Source organism: Streptomyces sp. NPDC025651, from assembly GCF_055558735.1.
In genome coordinates, this window is the sequence record NZ_JBVHLZ010000003.1 from 57,784 (window position 1) to 79,708 (window position 21,925).

Below are 21,925 nucleotides of genomic sequence, written 5' to 3' on the forward strand. Positions count from 1 at the left end.
CCGCGCCACCGCCCATATGACTACTCTCTGTGAAGGAGGCAGGACACTGCTGGACTGGGGAACGGGCACCGCCGACTTCACCTTCGGCCTGCACCACCGCGTGGTGAACGGCACAGATGTCCTTGCGTTCTGGGGTGAACTCGATGCCTGGGCCGACCAGGAGCTCGCCCCCCGCGTGACGGCACTCCTCGACCGCGTCGGCCTGCAGGTCGTCGCGGACCTGCGCAAGGTGACGTTCATGGACGCCGGCGGCCTGCGGCTGCTGGTCCGGATCCGGCAGCAAGTGATGCGGAACGAGGGCACTTTGTGGCTCGTCCCCGGCAGCGCGCGCAACTGGCGTCTGCTGTGCATCACCTCACTCGACCGGGCCTTCACCGTCCCGGCCAGCGCGCCGGTCCCCTGCGGAAGAGCGCGTACGAGAAGCGGGTACGGCTGACCGGACGGCATGAGGCGGCTCCCAGGGGGCACTTGGGAGCCATGCGCCTACCTGCGATGACGAAGACCGCGCGTGGAAAGAGCCGGGCCCGTCGGGCGGCGAAGGGACGGGGCGTCGCCGCGGTGGCGCGCGCCGGGTTCGTCGGCCGCGGGGTGCTGTACCTCCTGATCGGTGCGCTCGCGCTGCAGATCGCCTTCTCCGACGGCGGCGGCAAACAGGCGGACCGCGGCGGTGCCCTCGCGGAGATCGCGGAACGGCCGTTCGGCGGCGTACTGCTGTGGCTGCTCGGCATCGCGCTCGCCGGGATGGCCCTGTGGCGACTCTCGGAGGCCCTCTTCGGACAGGCGGGGCCGGACGGCGGTGCCGCGGGCAAGCGTGCTCTGTCCGGGGCGCGTTGCCTGTTCTACGGCTTCGTGTCGTACTCCGTCCTGGCGTTCGCGGCGGGCGACCAGGGCAGCGGCAGCGGGTCGAGCGACCGGCAGACGAAGGACGTGACGGCCAAGGCCCTCGACTGGCCCGCCGGGCAGTGGATCGTCGCCGCCGCGGGCGCCGGCGTGCTCGGGGCGGGGCTCTGGATCGCCGGGCGCGCGCTGCTGCGGAAGTTCCGCAAACGGCTGCGCCTGGCCGAGATGTCACGGCGGGCGCGCCGGGGCTCCGACATCCTCGGCATCACCGGCGGCACGGCCAGGGGCGTCGTGTTCGCCGTCGCCGGGGGCTTCGCCGTCGCCGCCGCGCTGCAGCACGAGCCCGGCGAGGCCAAGGGCATCGACAACACCCTGCGGTCCTTCGCCGACACCGTCGCCGGGCCGTGGCTGCTGGCTCTGATCGCCCTCGGCCTCGCCGCGTTCGGGCTCTTCTCCTGGGTGAACGCGCGCTGGCGCAGGCTCTGAGGAGCGGTGGGCCGAAGGCCCGCGGTCAGAGTGCGCGGTCGCCTCAGACCGGCGTCCGGAACACGAACCGTACGTCCGTCCGCTCCTGCGAGACCTCCCACAGCCGGCGCCCCGTCTCCTCGTCGACCGCGGCGCGCGCCGGCTCCACCCGCTTCGGCATGCCCCGCAGCTCCGCCATGCCGTCCGGGCCGATGAACTCGCCGCCGCGCACGCCGGGGTCGGTCGCCGCGTACAGCTGCGACCGCGCGCCCGCCTCGGCGTTCTGGGCGAACAGTGGGTTGCCGATGCGCCCGAAGACCACGCGCCACAGGCCGATCGGGCCGTTCAACTGCAGGTTGGTCGCGGTGTATCCGGGGTGGGCGAGCACGCTGCGCACGGGGCTGCCCGCCTCGGTCAGACGGCGGTGGAGCTCGTACCCGAAGACGGCGTTGGCGAGCTTCGACTGGTTGTAGAAGGCCATGGCCTTGTAGCCGCGCTCGCCGTCGAGATCGTCGAAGAAGAGGCGACCCTGGCGGTGGTTCACCGAACTCACCGTCACCACACGCGAGTCCAGCCCCGCGCTCAGCAGGTCGAGGAGCAGCCCGGTGAGCGCGAAGTGGCCGAGGTGGTTCGCGGCGAACTGCAGCTCGTACCCCTGCGCGCTGAGCGAGCGGGGCGGCGCCATCACCCCGGCGTTGTTGACGAGCACGTCCAGGCGGGCGTGGTCGGCGCGCACCCCGTCGGCGAAGGCGCGGACCGACGCGAGGTCGGCGAGGTCGATCCCGCGCACCTCCAGGCGTGCGTCCGGCTGCTCGGCGGTGATGTCCGCGACCGCCCTGCGGCCCTTCTCCTCGTCGCGCACCGCGAGGATCACGAGCCCGCCCCGACGGGCGAGCGCGCGGGTGGTCGCAAGGCCGAGGCCGCTGTTGGCCCCGGTGACGACGAACACCCGGTCGGTCTGGTCCGGAATCTGGTCGGTGCTCCAGTGCTGCTGCGTCATGTGGCACACACTGCACCCGATGGCACTGAGTGTCAATGGGATACCGAGTGCCACTGAGGGCATCATGTGAAGGACCGGCATGTAGGATGGCCGGGTGAGTTCCCGCCCAGAAGTGACCATGGCCGAGCGCAAGCGTCGTCTCGTGTCGGACGAACTGACCGAGTCCGCGCTGCAGTTGCTGGCCTCGAAGGGGTTCGACGCGGTCACCATCGACGAGATCGTGACCACCGCCGGCGTCTCCCGGCGCACGTTCTTCCGGTACTTCGCGTCCAAGGAGGACGTGGTCGTCCAGTTCCTGGCCGACATGGGCACCGGCATGCGCGCGGAGCTCGCGGACCGCCCCGCCCGGGAGCGTCCTTCGGCTGCACTGTCGCACGCGGTCCGGGTCCCGCTCGCGGCCTGCTCCGGTCACCACTCCGACCGGGCCCTGCGCGTGGTGCAGCTGATCCTGCGTACGCCCGCCCTGCTCGCCCGCTTCCTGGAGCGCCAGGCGCAGTGGCGTGCCGACCTGACCGAGGAACTGGCCGGCCGCCTGGGCCTGGACCCCGCCACGGAGCTGTATCCGCGCCTGGCCGCGGGGATGGCGCTCAACGCCTTCGACGCCGTGCTGCAGCGCTGGAGCGACAGCGACGGCGCCGAGGACCCGGCCGATCTGCTCGACCGGGCCTTCGAGGTGATCTCACCGGCACTGGACGCGGTCGAGTCGCGGTAGAGGCGCGACGGAGGGCGGTCGCGGTAGAGGCGCGACGAAGGGCGGACGACGCCCCGAGTCAGTGAGGCGTACCAACCACCCGGCCGCCGCCGCAGGCGTTTCACCGGTCGTCGACGCGGCGCCCGCCCCCGTACGGGCGCCGCACGGCCCACTGTTTCCGGCCGACTGTGGCCAAACCTTGGACAGACCTTGAATGGCCAGGTCAGGGTGGCCCTGGCGACAGGAGGTTCGGGCGGTGACGGCTCAGTTCACCGTGCTCGGCGACATCGAGGTCCTGGTGGACGGCCGGGCACTCGACATCGGGCACATGCGGCAGCGCTCCGTCCTCGCCGCGCTCCTTGTCGACGCCAACCGCACCGTATCGGTGGACCAACTGGCCGATCGCGTCTGGGCGGACCGGCCCCCGCAACGGTTCCGCACCACGCTCTACAGCTACCTCTCCCGCCTGCGCCATGCCCTGCTCCGGATCGAGGGCGGCGAGTCGCGGATCGCGAGGGGACCCGGCGGCTACCACCTCACCGTCGACCCCGCGGCGGTGGACATGCACCGGTTCCGTGACCTGGTGGCGGAGGCCAGAGCCACCGAGGACGCCCGGCGCGCCACGGCCCTGCTCGACGCGGCGCTCGGCCTGTGGCGGGCCGAGCCGTTCGCCGCCCTGGACACGCCCTGGTTCGGCGCGCTGCGCGACACGCTCGTACGCGAAAGGCTCGCGGCCGAGCTGGACCGCAACGACCTCGCGCTGCGCCAGGGCCGGCACGGGGAGTTGCTGGCCGAGCTGGCCGCGAGGGCCGAGGCACACCCGCTGGACGAGCGTCTTGCCGGTCAACTGATACTCGCTCTGCACGGATCGGGGCGGGTGGCCGACGCCCTGGGCCACTACCGGCGCACCCGGGACCGGCTCGCCGACGAGCTCGGCGTGGACCCCGGGGCGCCGCTCAGGGAACTGCACCAGCGGATCCTCACGGCCGACCCCGCGCTCACCCCCGCGCCCATGGCCTCCTCTCCCCCACCCGTGCCCCGCCAACTGCCCGCGCCTCCCGGCGTGTTCAGCGGCCGCGGCAAGGAACTGAGCCGGCTCTCCGAGGCCTTGGACACCTCGACGGAGACGGACGGAGGTCCGGGCGGGACGGTGGTGATCTCGGCGATCGGTGGCATCGGCGGCCTCGGCAAGACCTGGTTGGCGCTGCGCTGGGCGCACGAGAACGCGCACCGGTTCCCTGACGGGCAGTTGTACGTGAACCTGCGCGGGTTCGACCCGGCCGAGCAGCCCATGCCCGCCGCCCTCGCGGTGCGCGCTCTCCTCGACGCGCTGCACGCCGATCCGGACGGCATCCCGGCGGACCTGGAGGCGCAGACCGCGCAGTACCGGAGCCTGGTCGCCGGGCGGCGCATGCTGATCCTCCTGGACGACGCCCGCGACGCCGACCAGGTCCGTCCGCTGCTGCCGGGCAGCCCCTCGTGCACCGTTGTGATCACCAGCCGCAACCGGCTGACCGCCCTGGCGGCCACGCACGGCGCCCAGTTGCTGCCGCTCGACGTCCTCGGCAGGGACGAGGCGCGCCATCTGCTGGTCAGCCATCTCGGTGCGTCCCGGGTCGCGGCGGAGCCGGATTCGGTGGCCGCGCTGATCGACCACTGCGCGGGGTTGCCGCTGGCCCTGGGGGTCGTGGCCGCCCGCGCCGCCGCCCATCCGGACTTCCCGCTGGCCGTCCTGGCCGCGGAGTTGAACCAGTCGGCCGACCGCCTCGACGCGCTGGACATCGGCGACCTCACCGCCAGCCTCCGCGCGGCCTTCGCCGCCTCGCACCGCGCCCTCACCCCGCCGGCCGCCGCCCTGTTCGCCCTCCTCGGCCTGGCCCCCGGCCCGGACATCGGCCTGGTGGCGGTGGCGAGTCTCGCCGCGCTTCCCCGGGCCAGGGCCCGCTCGCTGCTCATGGAGCTGGACTCCGCCCACCTGGTACGCCAGGACCGCCCCAGCCGCTACCGCATGCACGACCTGGTACGTCTGTACGCCGCCGAACTGGCCCACCAGCAGCCCGTCCAGGACCGGGAAGCGGCGCTGACCCGCCTGGTCGACTTCTACGTACACAGCGCCTACGCGGCCAACCGCCTCCTGGACGGCCCGAACACGCCCTTCGACGTCCGGCCGGATTCCCCGCCCCCCGGGTGCGAGCCTCTGGACCTCGGGGACACCGCGGCCGCGGTCCGGTGGTTCGACGAGGAGCACGCATGCCTCCTCGCCGCGCAGTCCCTCGCCCTGGCCACCGGCCGCCGCCCCCAGGTGTGGCGCCTGGCCTGGTCCCTCATCTCGTACCACCAGGGCGGCTACCACCTGACCGAGTACCTCACCGTCTGGCGGGCCGCCCTGACCGCGGCCGAACAGTATGGCGACACCCCCGCTCCCCAGGCCCTGGCCCACTGGCGCTACGGCCACGCCCGCGCCCTGACAGGCGATCTTGCACAGGCCCTGGACCATCTCGGCCTGGCCCTCGCCCTGGCCGAACGCACCGACGACACCGCGGGCCAGGCACACATCTGCCGCACGCTCGGCAGGGTCTGGGAGCAACACGGCGACGACGAACGCGCCTTGGACCACGCGCTGCGCGCCCTCGCCCTCTACCAGCAGCTGGACAACCGCATCTGGCAGGCCAACCAACTCAACGCCGTCGGCTGGATGCACGCCCAGCTGGGCCGCTACCCGCAGGCACGCGCGTACTGCGAGCAGGCGCTGAGCCTGTACAGGGAACACGGCCGCCCGATCGACGCCTCGACCACGCTCGACAGCCTCGGCTACATCGCCCACCACACCGGCCGACACGCGCAGGCCGTGGAGTACTACCGCCGGGCCCTGTCCCTCTTCCGCGACCACGCGGACGCGTCGAACACGGCGGACACGCTGGCCAACCTGGCGGAGACGCATGACGCCATGGGCGACACCGACCTCGCACGTGAGGCGTGGCAGGAGGCGCTGGCGCTGTACCGGGCGCAGCACCGCAGCGGTCCCGCCGAGCAGGTGCTGGCTCGGCTACGGGCTTGATGCGCGCGGCGGCGCCGGGACGGCCGGGCCGAGGTCACGGCCGCCAGTCGAAGGGGAAGTGCTTGCTCGATCCCCCGCGGTATTCATGGGAGAAGTCGAAGCCCTCCGCGTGATCGCCGTCGACGACGCCCCACGTCGCGATCTGACCGGGCCCGACCTCCGCGCCGGGAGCGTTGATCAGCTGGACGCGCCGGGAGGGGTCGGCCGTGGGGCCGGTGAGCGCGGTGGCGCCGACGGCGACCTTGTCGCCGACACCGGCCCGCCAGTACGTGAGGTCCTCGGCCGCCTCGAAGTGCACCGGCGCGTACCGCACGTCGCGCAACTCGCTGATGAGCGAGCCGAACTGGCCCGGCCAGCCGCCGACGTGCCCGGCGAATATTTGCTCCAGCGCGGCACGCTGCGCCGCGTCGCCCTTGGCGTCGATGTAGAGCATCACCTTCATCGTGGCGTCCGGGTCGCCGACCCACATGTTCCCGGTGAACTCCCCGAGCGCGACGACGCCGAGCCCGTCCAGGCGTACGTCCCCGAAGTGCCCCTCGTGGACCTGCCACACCAGCGTGAAGAGGCAGTCGCCGTGGGTCGGCTCCTGGGCGAAGGTGCACGGGCAGGGCAGCGCGCAGCTGCAGACGTCGAACCACTCACCCCGCACGTGCCAGTCGGGCAGCGTGCCGTCGGCACCCGCGTGGACGACGGCGGGGGTGGCGGAGTCACGCCGAGTGGAGTCCCGCTGGGAGGGGACGGGCGTCGTGCACATGGTGACCTCCAGACTCATGGATACCCCCAGGGGGTACCTCTCGTGGACGAACTCGAGGCTACGGCTCGACGCGCACGCACGTCAAGTACCCCTAGGGGGTATGCCGACGTGCATCCGCGCTCACTCCTGCCGCTCTCCTGCCGCCCCACATGGCCGGTTCGCGTCCTGTTCACCCTCCGCGATCCTCCCGAAAGATGGTGGCTTGCCAGAAAAGCGCACCTGTCGAGTGAGGAATCCACGATGGCCAGGAACGCGAAGGGCACCACGGCACCGCAGCAGGGTCCGGAGGGCCGGAGCCCCGAGGAGATCACGGCACTGCTCGCCGGGGCCGCCGACCCGGAGCAGCGGCTGGCCGTCCACCGGGAGCTCTACCCGGACGTGATCAACCTCGCCACGGCGGAGAACGTGCTGGTCTATCCGTCACTGCGGGACAACGTCTTCGACAGGCTCGGCGTCCTCGGGCAGGAGGACGTCAAGTACGCCCCTTCGTACGGCAGTCCGGAGATCCGCCGCCACATCGCCCAAGCGCTCCGCCCGGCGTTCTCCCCGGACCTGAAGAGCGAGGACGTCTTCGGCACGTCGGGCGCGTCGGCCGCCCTGGAGTGCCTGGCATTCGCGCTCAGGGACGGCGGGATCCTGCGGAGCGGCGACCGGGTGCTGCTCCCCGCCCCCTACTGGCAGGGCTTCAACTGGTCCTTCGAGCAACGGCCCGAACTGGTCACCGTTCCCGTGCACCTCCTGGAGAGGGGCAGGGAGAACTTCGAGCTCACGCTGGCAGATCTGCAACACACCTACCGGACCCAGCCGGAGCCGCCGAAGCTGCTCGTCCTCACCAACCCCAACAACCCGCTGGGCGACAACTACGGCAAGGACCTGCTGGAGAGCGTCTACCGGTGGGCGCTCGACGAGACGGGCATGCACATCATCTCCGACGAGATATACGCCCACTCCCAACTCACCGGGGCCCGGCCGGAGTTCGTCAGCGCCCTGGCACTGGACGCCTACCGGAACAACCCGGAGGCGAGGAACCGGGTCCACGTCGTCTACTCGTTCGCCAAGGACTTCGGGATTTCCGGCCTCAAGGCCGGAGTCGTGATCTCGAAGTCCCCGGTGGTCCATCAGGCCATGCAGGGCATCAAGGACAAGCAGAACTCCCTTTCCTGGTTCAGCCCGTTCGACTCGCTCAAGCACTTCGTCGTCGGGAAGATGCTGGCGACCACCAGCGGCGGCAAGAGCTACCCGATCGAGCTGATGAAGCAGTACCGGGGCTGGCTGACGACCGCGTTCCAGGAAACCCACCGCGCCCTCGACGACGGTGGGATCCCCTACCGCCACCGCGAGGGGCAGAACGCGGCGCAGTTCTTCTGGCTCGACCTGCGCGCCTGTCTGCCGCCGGCGGGCACGGCGATCCCGCCGGAGATCGGGCCGCACTTTCCGCAACCCGACCGTGTACCCGAACCGTTCGCCGACAGGAGCGCGGAGGCCGACAAGGAGGGGACGGTCGCGCTGCCGATCCTCTTCCCGGGCATCTCCAGCGAGGAGGAGTGGCTGCGCTGGTACATCGCCACGTACGCCCAGGTGCAGTTGCTCCCGGGGCAACTCCTGTCGTGCGCCGAGCCGGGCTACTTCCGGCTGTGTTACACGGCCGTCGACACCGCCGAGGTCATCGCGTCGGTACGCAGGATCGCCGACCTCCTGGCGCCGTGGGGGAACAGCGGCCGCTGAGGCGCCTCCGTGATCAGCGGTGACGGCGCACGCGCCGTGGGCGGCGCAGAGCGCCGTGTCCCCGGGCGCGGTGAGGCGCAGCGCCCGGGGACAGATCCGCCCGAGTGGCACGCCGAGCCGTCGAGCGACCGCTCGGCGTGCCACGCGGGATTCCGGCGGCGTCCGCGCGGGCTCAGACGACCGCGCCCGTCCCCCTCTCCTTCCTCCTGCGCGCCTCCAACGGGCTGTATCCGTCCGGGACTTCCATCGCGCCGCGGCGGCCCCGCGCCGGTGGCGGCGCCGGGTTGCGGTGTTCCAGGGCGACGGCGATCGGGACGGCGGTGAAGACGGTCGACGCGATGCCGACCAGGACGCCCGCGATCAGCGCCACGGAGAAGTCCGCCAACGAGTCGCCGCCCAGCACCGCCAGTGCGGTCAGGATGAAGAGGGCTCCCATGCCCGTGTTCACCGTGCGCGGGAGGGTTTGGACCACCGCGTGGTTGGCCGTCTTCTCCAGATCGCCCCGCGGGTCCCTGCGGCGCCCCTCGCGTACGCGGTCGAAGACGACCACCGTGTCGTTCACCGAGTAGCCGATCACCGTGAGCAGGGCCGCGAGGAAGACGCTGTCCACCGGCTTGCCCAACCAGGCGAACAGGCCCACCACGAGGAGGACGTCGTGGACCATCGCCGACACGGCCGCGGCCGCGAGGGTCCAGCGGAACCGCACGCTCAGGTAGATCAGCTGGGCGGCCACCGCGATGCCCAGGGCCAGGAGCGCCTTCTGGCGCAGTTCGCTGCCGAGGCTCGGGCCGATCTGTTCGTCGCGCTCGACCGTGACGGTGCCGCCGGGCTCCGCCAAGGCCGCCTTGACGCGCTGCTGCTCGTCGTCGGTGAGCTTCTCCGTGCGTACGGTGATGTCGCCGTCGCCGGACTCCTGCACCACCGCGCGCGGGAACCCCGCGTCGGACACGGCGTTCCGCGCCGTGTCCGCGTCGACGGGCCTGCTGGTGCTGTACTCGACGAGGCGGCCGCCGGTGAACTCCACGCCGAAGTCCAGGCCGCGGATGACGATTCCGGCGACGGCCACCGCCACCAGGAGCGCGCTCGCGCCGAGCCAGCGGCGCCGGTGACGGACCAGGTTCGGGTTGCGGCGCGCCAGCCACGTGCGGACGCGGCCCGTCGAGGCGATGCCGGTCAGGCCGGGGCGCTTGCGTACGAAGCTGCGGGCGACGGCGAAGTCGGCGAGCACGCGGGTGATGACGAGTGCCGTGAGCATCGATGCCAAGACGCCGATGCACAGGGTGACCCCGAAGCCCTTGACCGGCCCCGTGGCGAAGAAGAACAGCAGCCCGGCCGCGAGGAGCGTCGTCACGTTCGAGTCGATGACCGCGCTCCACGCTTTGGTGAAGCCGGTCTTCACGGGCTTGGCCAGGTCCTTGGACCGGACGCCCAGATATTCCTCCCGCGCCCGTTCGAAGACGAGGACGTTCGCGTCGACCGCCATGCCGATCGCCAGGACGAACCCGGCGAGCCCCGGCAGGGTGAGCGTCGCGCCGAGCGCCACCAGAGCGGCGTACGAGATGAGGCCGTACAACGCGAGGGCGAAGGCGGCGAGCGCGCCCAGGATGCGGTAGACGACGGTGATGAACAGCGCGGTCAGCGCGATGCCGATGACGGCGGCCTCGGTGCTCGCCTCGATGGCGTCGGCGCCGAGCGTCGGGCCGACGGTGCGCTGCTCCACGACGTCGACGGGCACCGGCAGTGCGCCGCCCTTGACGAGCGCGGCCAGGTCGCGCGCCTCGGCCTGGTCGAAGTCGCCGCTGATCTGCGTGGAGCCGCCGGTGATGCCGGTCCCGCACACCACGTCCGCGTTGACGCCGGGGGCAGAGATGATCTTGTTGTCGAGCGTGATGGCGACGCGGCGTTCCGGGGCGCCCTGAGGTGCGCAGGCCGCGTCCGAGGTGATCTTCGCCCAGGTGTCGCCCGCGCCCTTGCGGAAGTCGAGGGAGACCATCCAGCCGCTCAGCGACTGCTGGTCGAGGACCGCCTCCGCGTCCTTGACCCCCTCGCCGGTGAGGGCGGTGGGGCCCAGCTTCAGGTGGCTGCCCGGCCGGTCCGGGTCGGGCAGGGTGCGCGATCCGTCGGCCGCGGGCTTCGCGGAGCCCTTGGCGGCGGACTCCCCCGTCACCGGGTGGACCGTGAGCTGTGCGGTGCGGCCGATGACCTCGGCGGCCTCGCGCGGGTCCTGCACTCCGGGGAGTTCGACGATGATCCGCTTCTCGCCGGAGCGGGCGATGCCGGGTTCGGAGACGCCGAGCGCGTCGACGCGCTGCCTGAGGACCTCCAGGGCGCGGTCGGTGGACGCGGCGTCGGCCTTGACGGTGGGTGTGTCCCGGGTCTCCAGGACGATCTGGGTGCCGCCGCGCAGATCGAGGCCGAGGCGGGCGGACTGGGTGAGGGCGATGTACAGGGACAGGGCGACGGCCGCGAGCGCGACGATCGCCCTCCACAGTGGTGCGCGGGACAAGGGTGGGCGAGACATGCGTACTCCACGATGAGGGCAGGACGGAGGGACGCGTGACCGGCCCCGCGCGGTGCGCGCCGGGGCAGAGGGGTCAGGCGTCGATGACGGTCTGCGTGCTCATCGGTGGGGCGGGCCGCGCGGGGCGGCGGACTCGGCCGGCCGACGCGGCGGCGCGAGTGCGGTGGCGGGGCGCGTGTCGGGCCCGCCGAGGGCGCGGCGCGGGGCCGTGTCCACGGCCGTGCGCGCGGGGCCCGCCGGCTGCGGGCCGGGGATGTGGGCGTCGGGCCGGTGGGTGACCGCGACGTGGAGCGCCGGGACGTCGTCCGGTCCGGCTCCCTTTCCGGCGTGCGCCGCCACCGTGTGGTGGGTGAGCGGCCCGTCGGGGGGCATGCCCTGTGCCCCGGCCGCCGGGACGAAGAGCGCGAGGACGGTGACGACAAGGGTCAGCGCGGACGCGGCCAGGCGCGCGGAGCGGCTCTGCTGCGGCACGCGTCCCCCCGTCCCTTCGGTGCTCGTCGGGCTGCGCACGGCGTGGCCCCGCCCTGCCCAACGTATGGGGCACCCCGGTCCGTTCCGCGTTCCTCGGACTTCCCCAAGATCCTGTGCCACCCGGATCACCCGGATCACCCGGGTCGCTCAGGTCCCGGCATCCCCCTCCCACTCACGTCCCGTACTCCACCAGGCTGGTGGGCACCACGACGTGCCGCGGCGGCCTCTGCCCGGTCTCTCCGGTGGCGCCCTGCCGTCTGTCGTGGAGGCGGTCGGCGAGGAGGCGGCCCGCGGCCCGGCCCAGCTCGTCGCTGTCGTACGCGACCAGGGTGAGGGCGAGCCCCAGCGCGTCGGCGAGTTCGAAGTCGTCGAACCCGGCGAGGGCGACGGGCGGGCCGCCGGAGGCGCGCAGGGCGCGGATCGCGCGGAAGGCCCCTATCGTGTTGCGGTTGTTCGAGCAGAACAGCGCGGTGGGCGGGTCGGGCAGCGCGAGCAGCGCGGCCGCCGCGCGCGTGGCCTGGTCCGGTTCCGTCTGGCCCTGGCGCACCAGGCGCGGGTCCATGGCGACGCACGCCGAGGCGAGGGCGGCCGCGTAGCCGCGCACCCGCTCCATGCCGGTGTACACGGCGGGCGGCGAGCCGAGGAAGCCGATGCGGCGGTGTCCGCGGTCCAGGAGGCGGGCCGTGGCGTCGCGCGCGCCCCCGAAGTCGTCGACCAGGACGCAGTCCGCTGCGAAGCCCTCGGGCGGGCGGCTGGCGAGGACCACCGGCACGCCCTCGGCGGCCGCCGCGGCGAGGTGGCGCTGGTCGGCGCCGGCGGGCACGGCGATGATGCCGTCGACGCGGCGGGCCACCAGGTCCGCGACCAGTTCCCGCTCGGCGTCGGGGTCCTGCCCGGTGTTGCCGATCACCGTCTTCAGGCCGTGCTCGGCGACCACGGAGTCCACGCCCAGTGCGAGGCGCGAGTAGAAGGGGTTCGCGAGGTTGGTGACGACGAGCCCGACCAGGCCGCTGCCCCGGCCGAGGCGAAGGCTGCGGGCGACCTCGTTGGGGCGGTAGCCGAGGGCGGCGGCCGCCGCGCGGACCCTCTCGCGGGTGGCGGGCAGCACCTGCGGGTCGTCGCGCAGCACCCGGGACGCCGTCATCGCGCTGACGCCCGCGCGCTCGGCGACGTCCCGCAGGGTGGGCTGGCCGCTCCTGGCGTCGCGCCGCGGGCGACCGCTGTGCGGATCCGGCGGTCCGGGCATGGTGCGGATGTCCTTCCGTTCCGTTGGGCGGCCGTGCCGACGGCGACCGTACTGGCGGCAACCGTGTGGTCAGCGCGCGGCCACCGTGTGCGCCGCCGCCCCCACGAGCGCCGCGTTCTCGCCGAGCGCCGCGGCGCGCAGCGTGACCGGAGTATCCCCCAGGCCCGCGCGCAGTGCGGGCCGCAGCAGATCCCACGAGGCGGCCATCGCGCCGCCGACGACGAGTGCCGTGGCGTCGAAGTCCCGCAGGAACGGGGCGAGTACGCCGCCGAGGGTGCGGAACGCCTCGTCGAGGACGGCCCGCGCACGCCGCTCCCCCGCCCGCGCGCGCTCGGCGACATCGCAGACGTCCAGGACCCGTTCCGAGTCACAGCCGTAGCGCGCGAGGACGGCCCGCCGCGACACCGAGTCCTCCAGCGGCCTGCCGCACACCTCGACGAGGTCGATGCGGCCCTGCGGCGGCACGCCGGGGCCCGCGTGCCGGATGTCGCCGCCGACGAGGAAGGCCGAACCCACGCCCGTCCCCAGCGTGATGCCCACGCAGCGGTGGTGGTCGCGCGCGGCGCCCGCCCGCCACTCGCCGAGCAGGAAGGCGTGCGCGTCGTTGAGGAACACCGCGTCCGTGGGGCGCGGCCAGATGCCGTCGAGGAGCACCGCGCGTACGTCGATGCCGTAGAGGTCGTCGAACTTGCCGACGCCGCGGAAGCGGGCGATGCCCTTGTCGTAGTCGAAGGGGCCGGGCACCGCGACGCCCCACACGCACCCGGCGGGGGCGTCCAGGTCGGCGGCGCAGCGCACGACCGTGCCGAGGACGTGTTCGGCGGTGCCCCGGGCGTCCAGGGGCCGTCGCACGCGCCGGGTCACACGCGCCGTGGCGGGGTCCGCGAGCGCCGCGGTCACATGGGTGCCGCCGAGCTCCAGGACGGGCCTCATGGGACCAGTGCCTTCACGACCCTGACCGTGCCTTCGCCGACCGCGGCGAGGCGGTAGGGGCCCACGGCGGCGGGCACCGTCAGTGTCTCCGCGTACGAGAGCGTGTGCCGCTCCCCCGCCGCGGTGTGCAGCACGACGCCCTCGCCCTCGGCGACGTTCAGCACGTGGAAGCGGCCCGCCGTGTCGTCGTCGGCCACCGCGTCCGCGTCGAGGGTGTAGCGCCGCACCTCGTAGAACATCTCATCGAGCGCGCCGAGGAGTTCCTCGCGCCAGCCGTCGCCGCGGCGCAGGGTGCGCGGCTCCTGGACCAGGTCGTGTGCGACGGCGGCCCCTCGGCGCCCGGTCTCCAGGTTGGCCAGGCCGTGTTCGTACGGGAGTTGGCGTGGATGGCCGTCGGCGTCGGGGCGCAGCCAGTCGTAGAAGCGCAGGGAGTACAGGTAGGGGGTGGCGCTGATCTCCAGGACCACGTTTCCCGCTCCGCTGGCGTGCGGGGTGCCCGCCGGGATCATGAAGAGCCGGCCCTGTTCGGCGGGGAAGGTCATGACGTGGTCCTCGGGGTCCATCGGCACCCCGTCGTGCGCGGCCTCCTCGATCTCCTTGCGGAAGAGGCCCAGGTCGGCGTCCTCGCGCAGGCCCAGGAAGACACGGCTGTCCGGCCCTCCGAGGGTCATGTAGTACGTCTCGTGCTGGGTGTAGGCCCAGCCGAACTTCTCCCGCATGTACGGCTCTTTGGGGTGGCAGTGCACCGAGAGGTTGCCGCCGTCCACGGTGTCGAGGTAGTCGAAGCGGATCGGGAAGGACGTACCGAAGCGGGCGCTCACCTGGGGTCCGAGCAGGTCGTCGGGGTGCAGGACACACAGCAGCTGGAAGGGGATCTCCACCTGTTGGCCGGGATGGGTGCCGATGAGGACGCCCGCCTCGGGGGCGATGAGTTCGTAGCCGAGGGCGGTGTTGCGGGCCCCGGGGGCGAAGCCGAGCGTGCGCTGGGCCCAGTGGCCGCCCCAGGGAGTGGAGTTGAAGTACGGCCGGGTACGCACGGGGCGGCGGGCCAGCCCGGCGAGGGTGGCGCGCAGTCCGGCGCCGTCGACGGAGGTGGGGCCCTCGTGGTCCTGGACGTCCAGCCAGGCGTCCACGCGGGGGGCGAGGGCGTCGCGGTGACGGTCGAGGACGGGCCAGTCGATGTAGAAGAGCCTCCTCAAGTCGCCTCGTTCAAACGGCAGTCCGAGATTGCGGCCGGTGCCCGCGGCGACGGCGGCCTCGGCGTGGCGCTTGGGCAGGTCGGCGTACCAGAGCAGGTCGTGCGGGAGAAGCGCGGCGCCGGGGCCGTGGACGAGCAGCAGTTCGCGCCCCGTCGGCGGGTGCGGCCGCGGGAGGTCGTCGAAGAGGTCGCGCAGCGGGGTGTCGGCGAGCCGGCAGTAGTAGGGGTCCTCGGCGTCGCGCGCGGACTCGGTGCGGCGGCGCACCTCGGCGGCCGGGGCGTGGTGGGCGCGCAGGTCGAGGGTCCGCACGGCGGCGCCGCGCGCGGTCAGCTCCTCGGTCAGGCGGGCGGCAAGCGCGTCCCAGTCCACCGTCGGCGGCCCGTCCACGGCGATGGTCGCGGGGCCTTGGGGCAGCCGCGCGGCGACGGCCTGCCAGCCGGTGGCGAGGACGGTTCCTGGCGCGGGGGCGTAGCGCGGGTCGAGCCGGTACACACGTTCTCCTTCGTGCGGACGTACGGGAACAACGCTCGGGGTCGGACATCGGAGGCGGGCTTCAGGACCAGTGGTTCGGGAACGGGACTTCAAGGACGTACGAAACGTCAAGGGCGCACGAAAAGGACCGCGGTCGTCCCCAGCGGGGGCAGATCCACCGTCACCTCACCGTCCACACACGGCAGTTGACCGTCCACCACCGTGCCCAGATAGTCGGCGCGGTGCGCGGCGGCGACCGGGAAGCCTGCGCGGACGGGGCAGGCCACCGGCTCCTCGGCGAACGACTGGAGCCGCAGCAGGACGTGACCGGGCTCGGGCGTGGTGGCGCCGACGAGCCGGACCCGCCGGTCGCCGACGTCGACGAAGGCGTGCTGCCGCTCCCGCGCGCCGCCCGGGACCCCCCTGGCCCGGACGGCGCGCATCGGGCGGCTCCAGGCCGCGGCCGTGTGCTGACCGAGGCCGTCGGCGCTGGAGCCGCTGGCGAGGGAGTAGCGGAAGGTGAACTCGAAGCCCTGCCGGCTGGGGAAGTTGGTGTCCCACAGGTTGTTGTGGATCCAGGAGAAGACGGTGGCGGGCTCGTCGTGGCCCATCGTCCTGGGGAACGGCGCGTACGGCAGGGCGATGTTGCCGAACTGTACGAGCGGCGCGTCCTGTGTGGACCAGGCCACGGCGAGGTCGTCGTCGTGCAGCGTCACCCAGCGCCGCACGGCCCGCATGTGCAGGGCGGAGCCCGGCACCACGGGCAGGCCGCTCCCCGTGGCGCCGCCCGAGGCCTCCATGCGGACGACCGGGTCGTCGAAGGCGAAGGGAAACGCGAAGTAGGCGCTCTCCTTGCCGAGTTCGGCGTCCTTGTCGAGACGGTTCTCGATGTCGAGGCGGGGCACGCCGTGCGGCAGGGTCAGCGTGGTGCGCAGCCTGTTGGCGCCGGCCGGACGTGTCTCGTACGTGATCGACTCACCGGTGGCGGTGGAGCGGCGGGCGATGAGCGCGGCGGGCGGGGCCACGGCGCGGGTGCCGAGGTGTTCGAGGCGGTCCGATGCCGTGGTGCGGCTGGAGTTGTGGTTGAAGGCTCCGGCGGTGGTGTAGCTGTCGTGGACGTAGCCGTTGAAGCCCACGACGGCGTCCTCACGGACGAGTTCACGGCCGGTCCGCTTGTCGACGATCGACGCGACGCAGGCGTGCGCGAGGTCGACGCGGACGGCGAGGTGCTCGTTCTCCAGGAGGGTCGGGGCAGGGTGCGTGAGAGCCTCGGCCGCGCTCTCGGCGGGGTCCTCGCGTTCGGTGCCGCCGGTCGGGTTCCAGCCGGTGGCGGCCTTCACGGTCGTGGTGTCCGCGTCCGGCGAGGTGGCGCCGGCCGCGGCGGCGACGTCCAGGCGCACCGTCCCCGCGGGCGGCACGTCGTCGACGCGGACGAGGAGGAAGCGCCCCGCGTCGCGGTGGTCGTCGTTGGTCTGCGGCTGTTCCTCGTGGGGCAGCCGGCGCCCGTCGCGGGCGTCGCGCACGGTCACCTCGCGCTCCAGCGGCACGGTGCTCTCCGGCAGGAAGACACGGACCACGTCGGTGCGCGGCCAGGAGCAGGTGTTGACGACGTGGTAGGTCGCGTCCGCGTCCGGCACGGCGGCGAGGCGCTGGCCGAGGCGGGCGCTCGCGCGGGCGAGCAGCGCGTTGCCGTCGTCGTGGGCGCGCATCGCCTGCCCGTACTTCCAGTGCCACTGGTGCTCGCCGGAGTGACCGCCCTCGTCGCCGTGGGTCCACGGGTCGCCGGCGCCCCAGGTGTGCTCGTCGAAGAGCGACACCGCCTCGTAGACCCCGGCGGCGTCCGCGCTGTCGTCCTCGGCCCCCGTGGCGCCGAGGAGGGCGGCGAACGTGCCGATGGTCTGGGCGTCGGCGACCACGGACTGGGCGGTCCTGGCCAGGGACAGCGGACGCGCCCCCGACCCGACCCCGTCGACCCACCAGTCGGTCCAGTCGCCCTCGAAGGTGCGGATCTCGCCGCCGAGCCTGGCCTCGGCGTCGGTGAAGAAGTCCTCGTTGCGGGAGAGCCGCAGCTGGGGGTGGGCCCAGGTCTCGTTCCAGCGGCGGACCGTGTCGGCGATGATGCGCCGCGGCGGCGCGTTGTCGCCGAACTTGCCCTGGACGCGCAGGTGGAGGACGTCCCAGGGGTAGGGCTCGCGCTTGACCTCGGTGTGGTCCATGGCCCAGCCGAAGATGCCGCCGCGGTAGGGGTACGGGTTGGTGGCGAGGGAGGTCAGATAGGCGGGGAGCAGGTCGTCGACGTCCGCGTAGTCCGTGTCGAAGCCGAGCAGCGGGCCTTCCATGTAGGCGAGGCCGTGCGGGGTGTCGGTGACCCACACCAGGACGCTGTTGCCGCTGGGCGCGCGCCAGCGGAAGAGGCGGGGCAGCTTCTCGCCGCCGACCAGGTGGGGCACGGAGCGCCCGGCCCAGTTGTGCGCCACCGAGAGGTACCTGACGCCCGCGGCAGCCAAGGCGTCGACGAGCCCGACGACCGCGCCTGGCACGTCGGTCTGCATGGCGGAGGTGAAGTCGACGCCGTGCTCGTCGCGTACGGAGCGGGCCAGGCGCAGGAGTTCGTGGAGCTCGTCCGTGGAGCAGGTCTCGGTGTGCAGGTTGAACGGCAGCGCGGTCAGCTCGATGCGGCCCTCGCGGACCCTGCGCACGAACTCCTCGACCTGCTCGGCGGGGCGGGCGTCGGCCCACTGCCGGAAGGACCACAACGACTCGACGCACCAGCGGAACCGGGACTCCTCCGGCCAGTCGTCGGTGGCGCGGGTGAGCTCCAGGCAGGAGTCGAGGAAGGACAGGTGCTCGGCGAGGACGCGGCCCTGGGGATCGGTGTAGCCGATGTCCAGGTGGGAGTGGTGGACCAGGTGCAGGGTCCAGCGGCGCTGCGGGGTCAGGGGCACGTCGATGCCGTCCTGTCCGTCGGGGAGGCCGACGGTGACGCGGGTCGGCGCGTCGACGGCGGGCAGCAGGAGCCGCACGGACCGTCCCGGTCCCGCGATGCGCTCGACGCGCAGCGCCGTCCCCGATTCCGTACGCACGCCCAACTCGGCGGGAATCGCCGTGCCGTTGACGGGCTCGACGCGCAGCGACTGGAGGAGCGTGCCGTCCTCGGCGCGCCGCAGGAGGGGTTCCTCGGTGAGCCGCAGGACGGCGCCGTCGGGCAGGCCGCCCTCCGCGGAGACCACGCTGGAGCGCAGGCTGTCGCGGATCCGGTCGTTGTCCCAGTCGGTGGTGCGGACCAGTGCCCGTGTCGTCATGCGGATCTCTCCTGGGGTGGGGCGGTCGGGTCAGCGTGCGGATGCGGTGATGCCGCGCAGGAACAGGCCGCGGAACACCAGGAAGAGGAGGAGGGTCGGCACGGACACGATCAGCGCGCCGGCCAGGATGACGGGAGGACCCGTCGACGAGTAGGCGTTGTTCAGGGTGCTGAGGGCGGCCATGACCGGCTGCACTTCGGGGCTGCGGCTGAGCGTGATGCCGAGCAGCAGGTCGTTCCAGACGGCCGTGAACTGGAAGATGAACGCCGCACCCAGCCCCGCCCTCATCAGCGGTATGTGGATGCGCCAGAAGATCCGCCAGAAGGAGGCGCCGTCGATCAGCGCGGCCTCCGTCAACTCGGCAGGCATGGTGGTCATCTGATTGCGGATCAGGAAGAAGGCGAAGGGCACCGCCCAGGCCGCGTACACGAGCATCAGGCCGAGCCTGGTGTCGTACAGGTTGGTGTCCGCGTACAGGCCGAAGAGCGGCGCGAGGAACATCTGCAGCGGGAAGAGCGTGCCGGAGTAGATCAGCCAGAACCAGAACGCGGGCCTGGGGATGGGCAGCACGACGACGGCGAACGCCGCCATGGCCGCCACCAGGACGGCGACCAGGCCGCACACGACGGCGTAGAGCAGCGAGGCCTGGAAGCTGTCACCGATGCCCGCCACGTCCCAGGCGGTCCGCACGTTCTCCCACAGGTCGAAGCCCTGCACGGTCCACTCGGGCTTGCCCGCGTACTCGACCGCCGGGGTCAGGGCGTTGACGATCAGCAGATACAGCGGGACCAGCCAGAGCACCACGCATGCGGCGACGAAGAGGTTGCGTACCGCGCGTCCCATGGGACTCCCCTCCTCAGCTCTCGGCCGTGCCGGTGTCGGGCATCTGGCGGCGCAGGTACATCCAGGACGAGGCGACGACGATCACCGACAGGACGAGGGCGATGGCCGAGCCGTACCCCACGTGGAACAGCCGGAACGCCTCGCGGTACATGCTCAGGGCGAGGGTCTCCGAAGAGCGGGACGGGCCGCCCTTGGTGAGGATCCAGATCATGTCGAACGCCTTGAGGCTGTTGACGATGGCCATGCCGACCACCACCACGGTCACGGCGCGCAGCTGAGGCAGGGTGATGTGCCGGAACATCCGCCAGCCGCTCGCCCCGTCCAGCTCGGCGGCCTCGACGGTCTCGCGCGGGATGGCGCGCAGCCCGATCGCGAAGAGGACCACGTTCAGCCCGGTCGCCTGCCAGGTGCTCGCGACGATCATCGAGAGGGTGTTCTGCGGCCACTCCAGAAGCCAGGTCTGCGCCCAGCCGTCCAGGCCGATCCCGCGCAGGACCTGGTTGACCGCGCCGTCCGAGGTCAGCATGAAGTTCCACAGGACGGCGGTGGCCGCGCCCGAGATCGCGAACGGAAGGACGATGATCAGACGCGCGATGCCGCCGAACCGCGTCCGGTGGGTGGCGACGGCGATGAGGAGCCCGGCGAGGACGGGCAGCAGCAGCGTGCCGGCCACCCACATCAGGGTGTTGAGCACCGACCGGCCGAAGACCGGGTCGTCGGCGAGGCGCGCGTAGTTGTCGAATCCGGTGAAGCTGCTCGTGAAGCCGTTGTCCTCGAAAAAGCTGCCGTAGACGCTGCGGAAGAACGGATACACCAGGAGGACGCCGACGAGAGCGAAGGCGGGCAGCGCCCAGGGCAGGGCGGCGAGGGGGCCGCCGAGCCTGCCGCCGCCCGCCCTCGCGGCCTGGTGCGGGGTGCGGGTGGGCACCCTGCGGCGGACGCGCGCGGCCTTCGCTGCGCCGTGCGCGGGGGTCACGGTCTCGGTCATGTCTCCTCCGCCTCCCGCCACACGCGCCAGGCCTCGTCGGCGCGGTCCTGCATGGTGCGCAGCGTCCTGCGGTACGAGGACGGGTCGAGGAGGAACCCGGCGAGGTCGTCGACGGTCGCCTCGACCAGTTCGGGCGGGCCCTGTTCCCAGAAGCGGTTGAGCAGCCACAACTTGTCGCCGCGCACCTTCTTCGCGAGCCCTTCGATCACGGGGTTGGCGGGCTCGACCTCCGGGTTGGGGCAGCCGTCCTGCAGGGTGTGCGAGAACGCCTTCATGACGGTGGGGTGCAGCCAGGTCCTGGTGGCCTTCAACGCCTCCGCGCGGTCGGGGCCCTTGACGGTGGCGACGAGCGCGCTGGACTCGAAGATGACGCTGGGGCGGGCCCTCGCGTCGGCCATGGGGAGCACGAACGCGTCGAGGTTCTTGCCGGGCCTGCCGCCCGCGGCCGCGAGGGTGGAGCCGAGCCAGGTGCCGCAGGGCACCATGCCGACCTTGCCGCGCAGCATCGCGGCGGCCGCGTCGTTGTGGTTCATGTCCATGGGCGTGAACCAGCCCTTGTCGAAGAAGGACGCGATGGTGCGCAGGGCCCGCTCGGCGCGCGGGTCGGTGTAGCGCTCGCGGCCGTTCATCAAGTCCGCGTAGAAACGGGGGTCTTGACGGCTGAGGATCTCCTGGAACCAGATGAAGGAGGGCCAGCGCCCGTCGGCCGTGCCGTGCAGCGGGACGATGCCGTTCTTCTTCAGGCGCGCGCAGGCGGCGAGGAAGTCCTCCCAGGTCTTCGGGGCTTTGATGCCGTGCTCGCGGAAGACCTCGGGGTTGTGGAAGAACACCCAGTACGCGAGGTTCATCGGCAGGCCGTAGACCCGCCGCCGGTAGGTGAACGCGCCGCGCAGGGAGGCGTCGACCCAGCCCCTGGCGACGGCGCTCTCCCACTGCCGGGTCAGGTCGACGATGCCGCCGGTGCGGGCGAGGTCCTGGAGGCGGTAGCCCGACCAGTACTTGAGCATGTCGGGGGTCTTGCTGGTCCGCAGCGAGGACTTGACGATCTGCTCGAACGACTCCAGGGACGGGTTGACCTCGGGCACCAGACTCAGCGCCGCCACCGACTTCATGGCCGACCCGGCGGCGGCCATGGGCTTCTCCCACGCCGCGCTGTCGCCGAGGACGGCGACCTTGCCCCGGGGCTGCCCCTCAGCGGTGCCGCAGGCGGTCGCGAGGGCGCCCGCGGTGGCGCTGGTGGCGGCCAGGAGCACGGCGCGGCGGTCGAGGGAAGGGTGACGACTACCTGACATGGATGACTCCCTCAGGCGTGCCTCAGCCCGCTGTTATCGTTAACACGGGCGTGATGGAGCATCACCGCGGCCGAGTCCGATGTCAATGGGTCGCGAACCGCTCGCGTCGCGAACTTCTGTTGTACG

Annotated in this window: 16 protein-coding genes; 5 read left to right on the plus strand and 11 right to left on the minus strand. The window is 72.6% G+C overall.

Going from position 1 to position 21,925, the window contains the following annotated elements:
* Nucleotides 1–16 precede the first annotated feature (16 nt).
* Both ACZ4D5_RS12545 and ACZ4D5_RS12550 read left to right on the plus strand, forming a co-directional pair.
* Entirely contained in the window at nt 17–436 is a 420-nt protein-coding gene (locus ACZ4D5_RS12545) for an STAS domain-containing protein (RefSeq protein WP_467772324.1), read from the plus strand.
* A 56-nt stretch (nt 437–492) separates the two neighbouring features.
* Nucleotides 493–1,326 carry a DUF1206 domain-containing protein gene (locus tag ACZ4D5_RS12550; protein WP_467772325.1) on the plus strand — a complete coding sequence of 278 codons (834 nt, stop codon included), beginning with the start codon at nt 493–495 and terminating at the stop codon, nt 1,324–1,326.
* 43 nt (nt 1,327–1,369) lie between these two features.
* On the opposite strand, the gene ACZ4D5_RS12555 is transcribed toward ACZ4D5_RS12550, so the two are convergent.
* Nucleotides 1,370–2,305: an oxidoreductase gene (locus ACZ4D5_RS12555; RefSeq protein WP_467772326.1), complete on the minus strand. Its 936-nt coding sequence runs from the start codon at nt 2,303–2,305 to the stop codon at nt 1,370–1,372.
* A 118-nt stretch (nt 2,306–2,423) separates the two neighbouring features.
* Here ACZ4D5_RS12555 and ACZ4D5_RS12560 point away from each other — a divergent pair, with 118 nt between their 5' ends.
* A complete protein-coding gene (locus ACZ4D5_RS12560) occupies nt 2,424–3,017 on the plus strand; it encodes an acyl-CoA-like ligand-binding transcription factor (protein ID WP_467772327.1) in 594 nt (197 codons plus the stop codon).
* Nucleotides 3,018–3,252: 235 nt separating this feature from the next.
* Nucleotides 3,253–6,054: an AfsR/SARP family transcriptional regulator gene (locus ACZ4D5_RS12565; protein ID WP_467772328.1), complete on the plus strand. Its 2,802-nt coding sequence runs from the start codon at nt 3,253–3,255 to the stop codon at nt 6,052–6,054.
* 34 nt (nt 6,055–6,088) lie between these two features.
* Here the strand turns inward: ACZ4D5_RS12565 and ACZ4D5_RS12570 are convergent, their stop codons facing one another.
* Nucleotides 6,089–6,826, minus strand: coding sequence for a DUF1326 domain-containing protein (locus tag ACZ4D5_RS12570; RefSeq protein ID WP_467772329.1), 738 nt, complete (start codon nt 6,824–6,826; stop codon nt 6,089–6,091).
* 222 nt (nt 6,827–7,048) lie between these two features.
* Here ACZ4D5_RS12570 and ACZ4D5_RS12575 point away from each other — a divergent pair, with 222 nt between their 5' ends.
* A complete protein-coding gene (locus ACZ4D5_RS12575) occupies nt 7,049–8,533 on the plus strand; it encodes a pyridoxal phosphate-dependent aminotransferase (protein ID WP_467772330.1) in 1,485 nt (494 codons plus the stop codon).
* Nucleotides 8,534–8,705: 172 nt separating this feature from the next.
* Here ACZ4D5_RS12575 and secD read toward each other — a convergent pair whose 3' ends face one another.
* The 9 genes from secD to ACZ4D5_RS12620 all read right to left on the minus strand — a co-directional run bounded on the left by secD (nt 8,706) and on the right by ACZ4D5_RS12620 (nt 21,799).
* A complete protein-coding gene (gene secD, locus ACZ4D5_RS12580; protein WP_467772331.1) occupies nt 8,706–11,054 on the minus strand; it encodes a protein translocase subunit SecD in 2,349 nt (782 codons plus the stop codon).
* 99 nt (nt 11,055–11,153) lie between these two features.
* A complete protein-coding gene (locus ACZ4D5_RS12585) occupies nt 11,154–11,525 on the minus strand; it encodes a hypothetical protein (RefSeq protein WP_467772332.1) in 372 nt (123 codons plus the stop codon).
* Between the two features lie 172 nt (nt 11,526–11,697).
* Entirely contained in the window at nt 11,698–12,771 is a 1,074-nt protein-coding gene (locus ACZ4D5_RS12590; protein ID WP_467772333.1) for a LacI family DNA-binding transcriptional regulator, read from the minus strand.
* Between the two features lie 69 nt (nt 12,772–12,840).
* Nucleotides 12,841–13,704, minus strand: coding sequence for an ROK family protein (locus ACZ4D5_RS12595; RefSeq protein WP_467772334.1), 864 nt, complete (start codon nt 13,702–13,704; stop codon nt 12,841–12,843).
* The gene (locus ACZ4D5_RS12600) at nt 13,701–15,395 is read right to left on the minus strand and encodes a class I mannose-6-phosphate isomerase (protein ID WP_467772335.1); all 1,695 of its coding nucleotides are present in this window, start codon (nt 15,393–15,395) and stop codon (nt 13,701–13,703) included. Before ACZ4D5_RS12600 ends, ACZ4D5_RS12595 begins: the two co-directional genes overlap by 4 nt.
* Nucleotides 15,396–15,502: 107 nt before the next feature.
* A complete protein-coding gene (locus ACZ4D5_RS12605) occupies nt 15,503–18,676 on the minus strand; it encodes a glycoside hydrolase family 38 N-terminal domain-containing protein (protein ID WP_467772336.1) in 3,174 nt (1,057 codons plus the stop codon).
* Nucleotides 18,677–18,706: 30 nt separating this feature from the next.
* Nucleotides 18,707–19,519 (minus strand): carbohydrate ABC transporter permease, encoded by an 813-nt coding sequence (locus ACZ4D5_RS12610; protein WP_467772337.1) that lies wholly within the window; start codon nt 19,517–19,519, stop codon nt 18,707–18,709.
* A 13-nt stretch (nt 19,520–19,532) separates the two neighbouring features.
* A complete protein-coding gene (locus tag ACZ4D5_RS12615; protein WP_467772338.1) occupies nt 19,533–20,507 on the minus strand; it encodes a carbohydrate ABC transporter permease in 975 nt (324 codons plus the stop codon).
* Complete coding sequence (locus tag ACZ4D5_RS12620; protein WP_467772339.1) at nt 20,504–21,799, minus strand: ABC transporter substrate-binding protein; 1,296 nt, start codon at nt 21,797–21,799, stop codon at nt 20,504–20,506. Before ACZ4D5_RS12620 ends, ACZ4D5_RS12615 begins: the two co-directional genes overlap by 4 nt.
* Between the last annotated feature and the right edge of the window lie 126 nt (nt 21,800–21,925).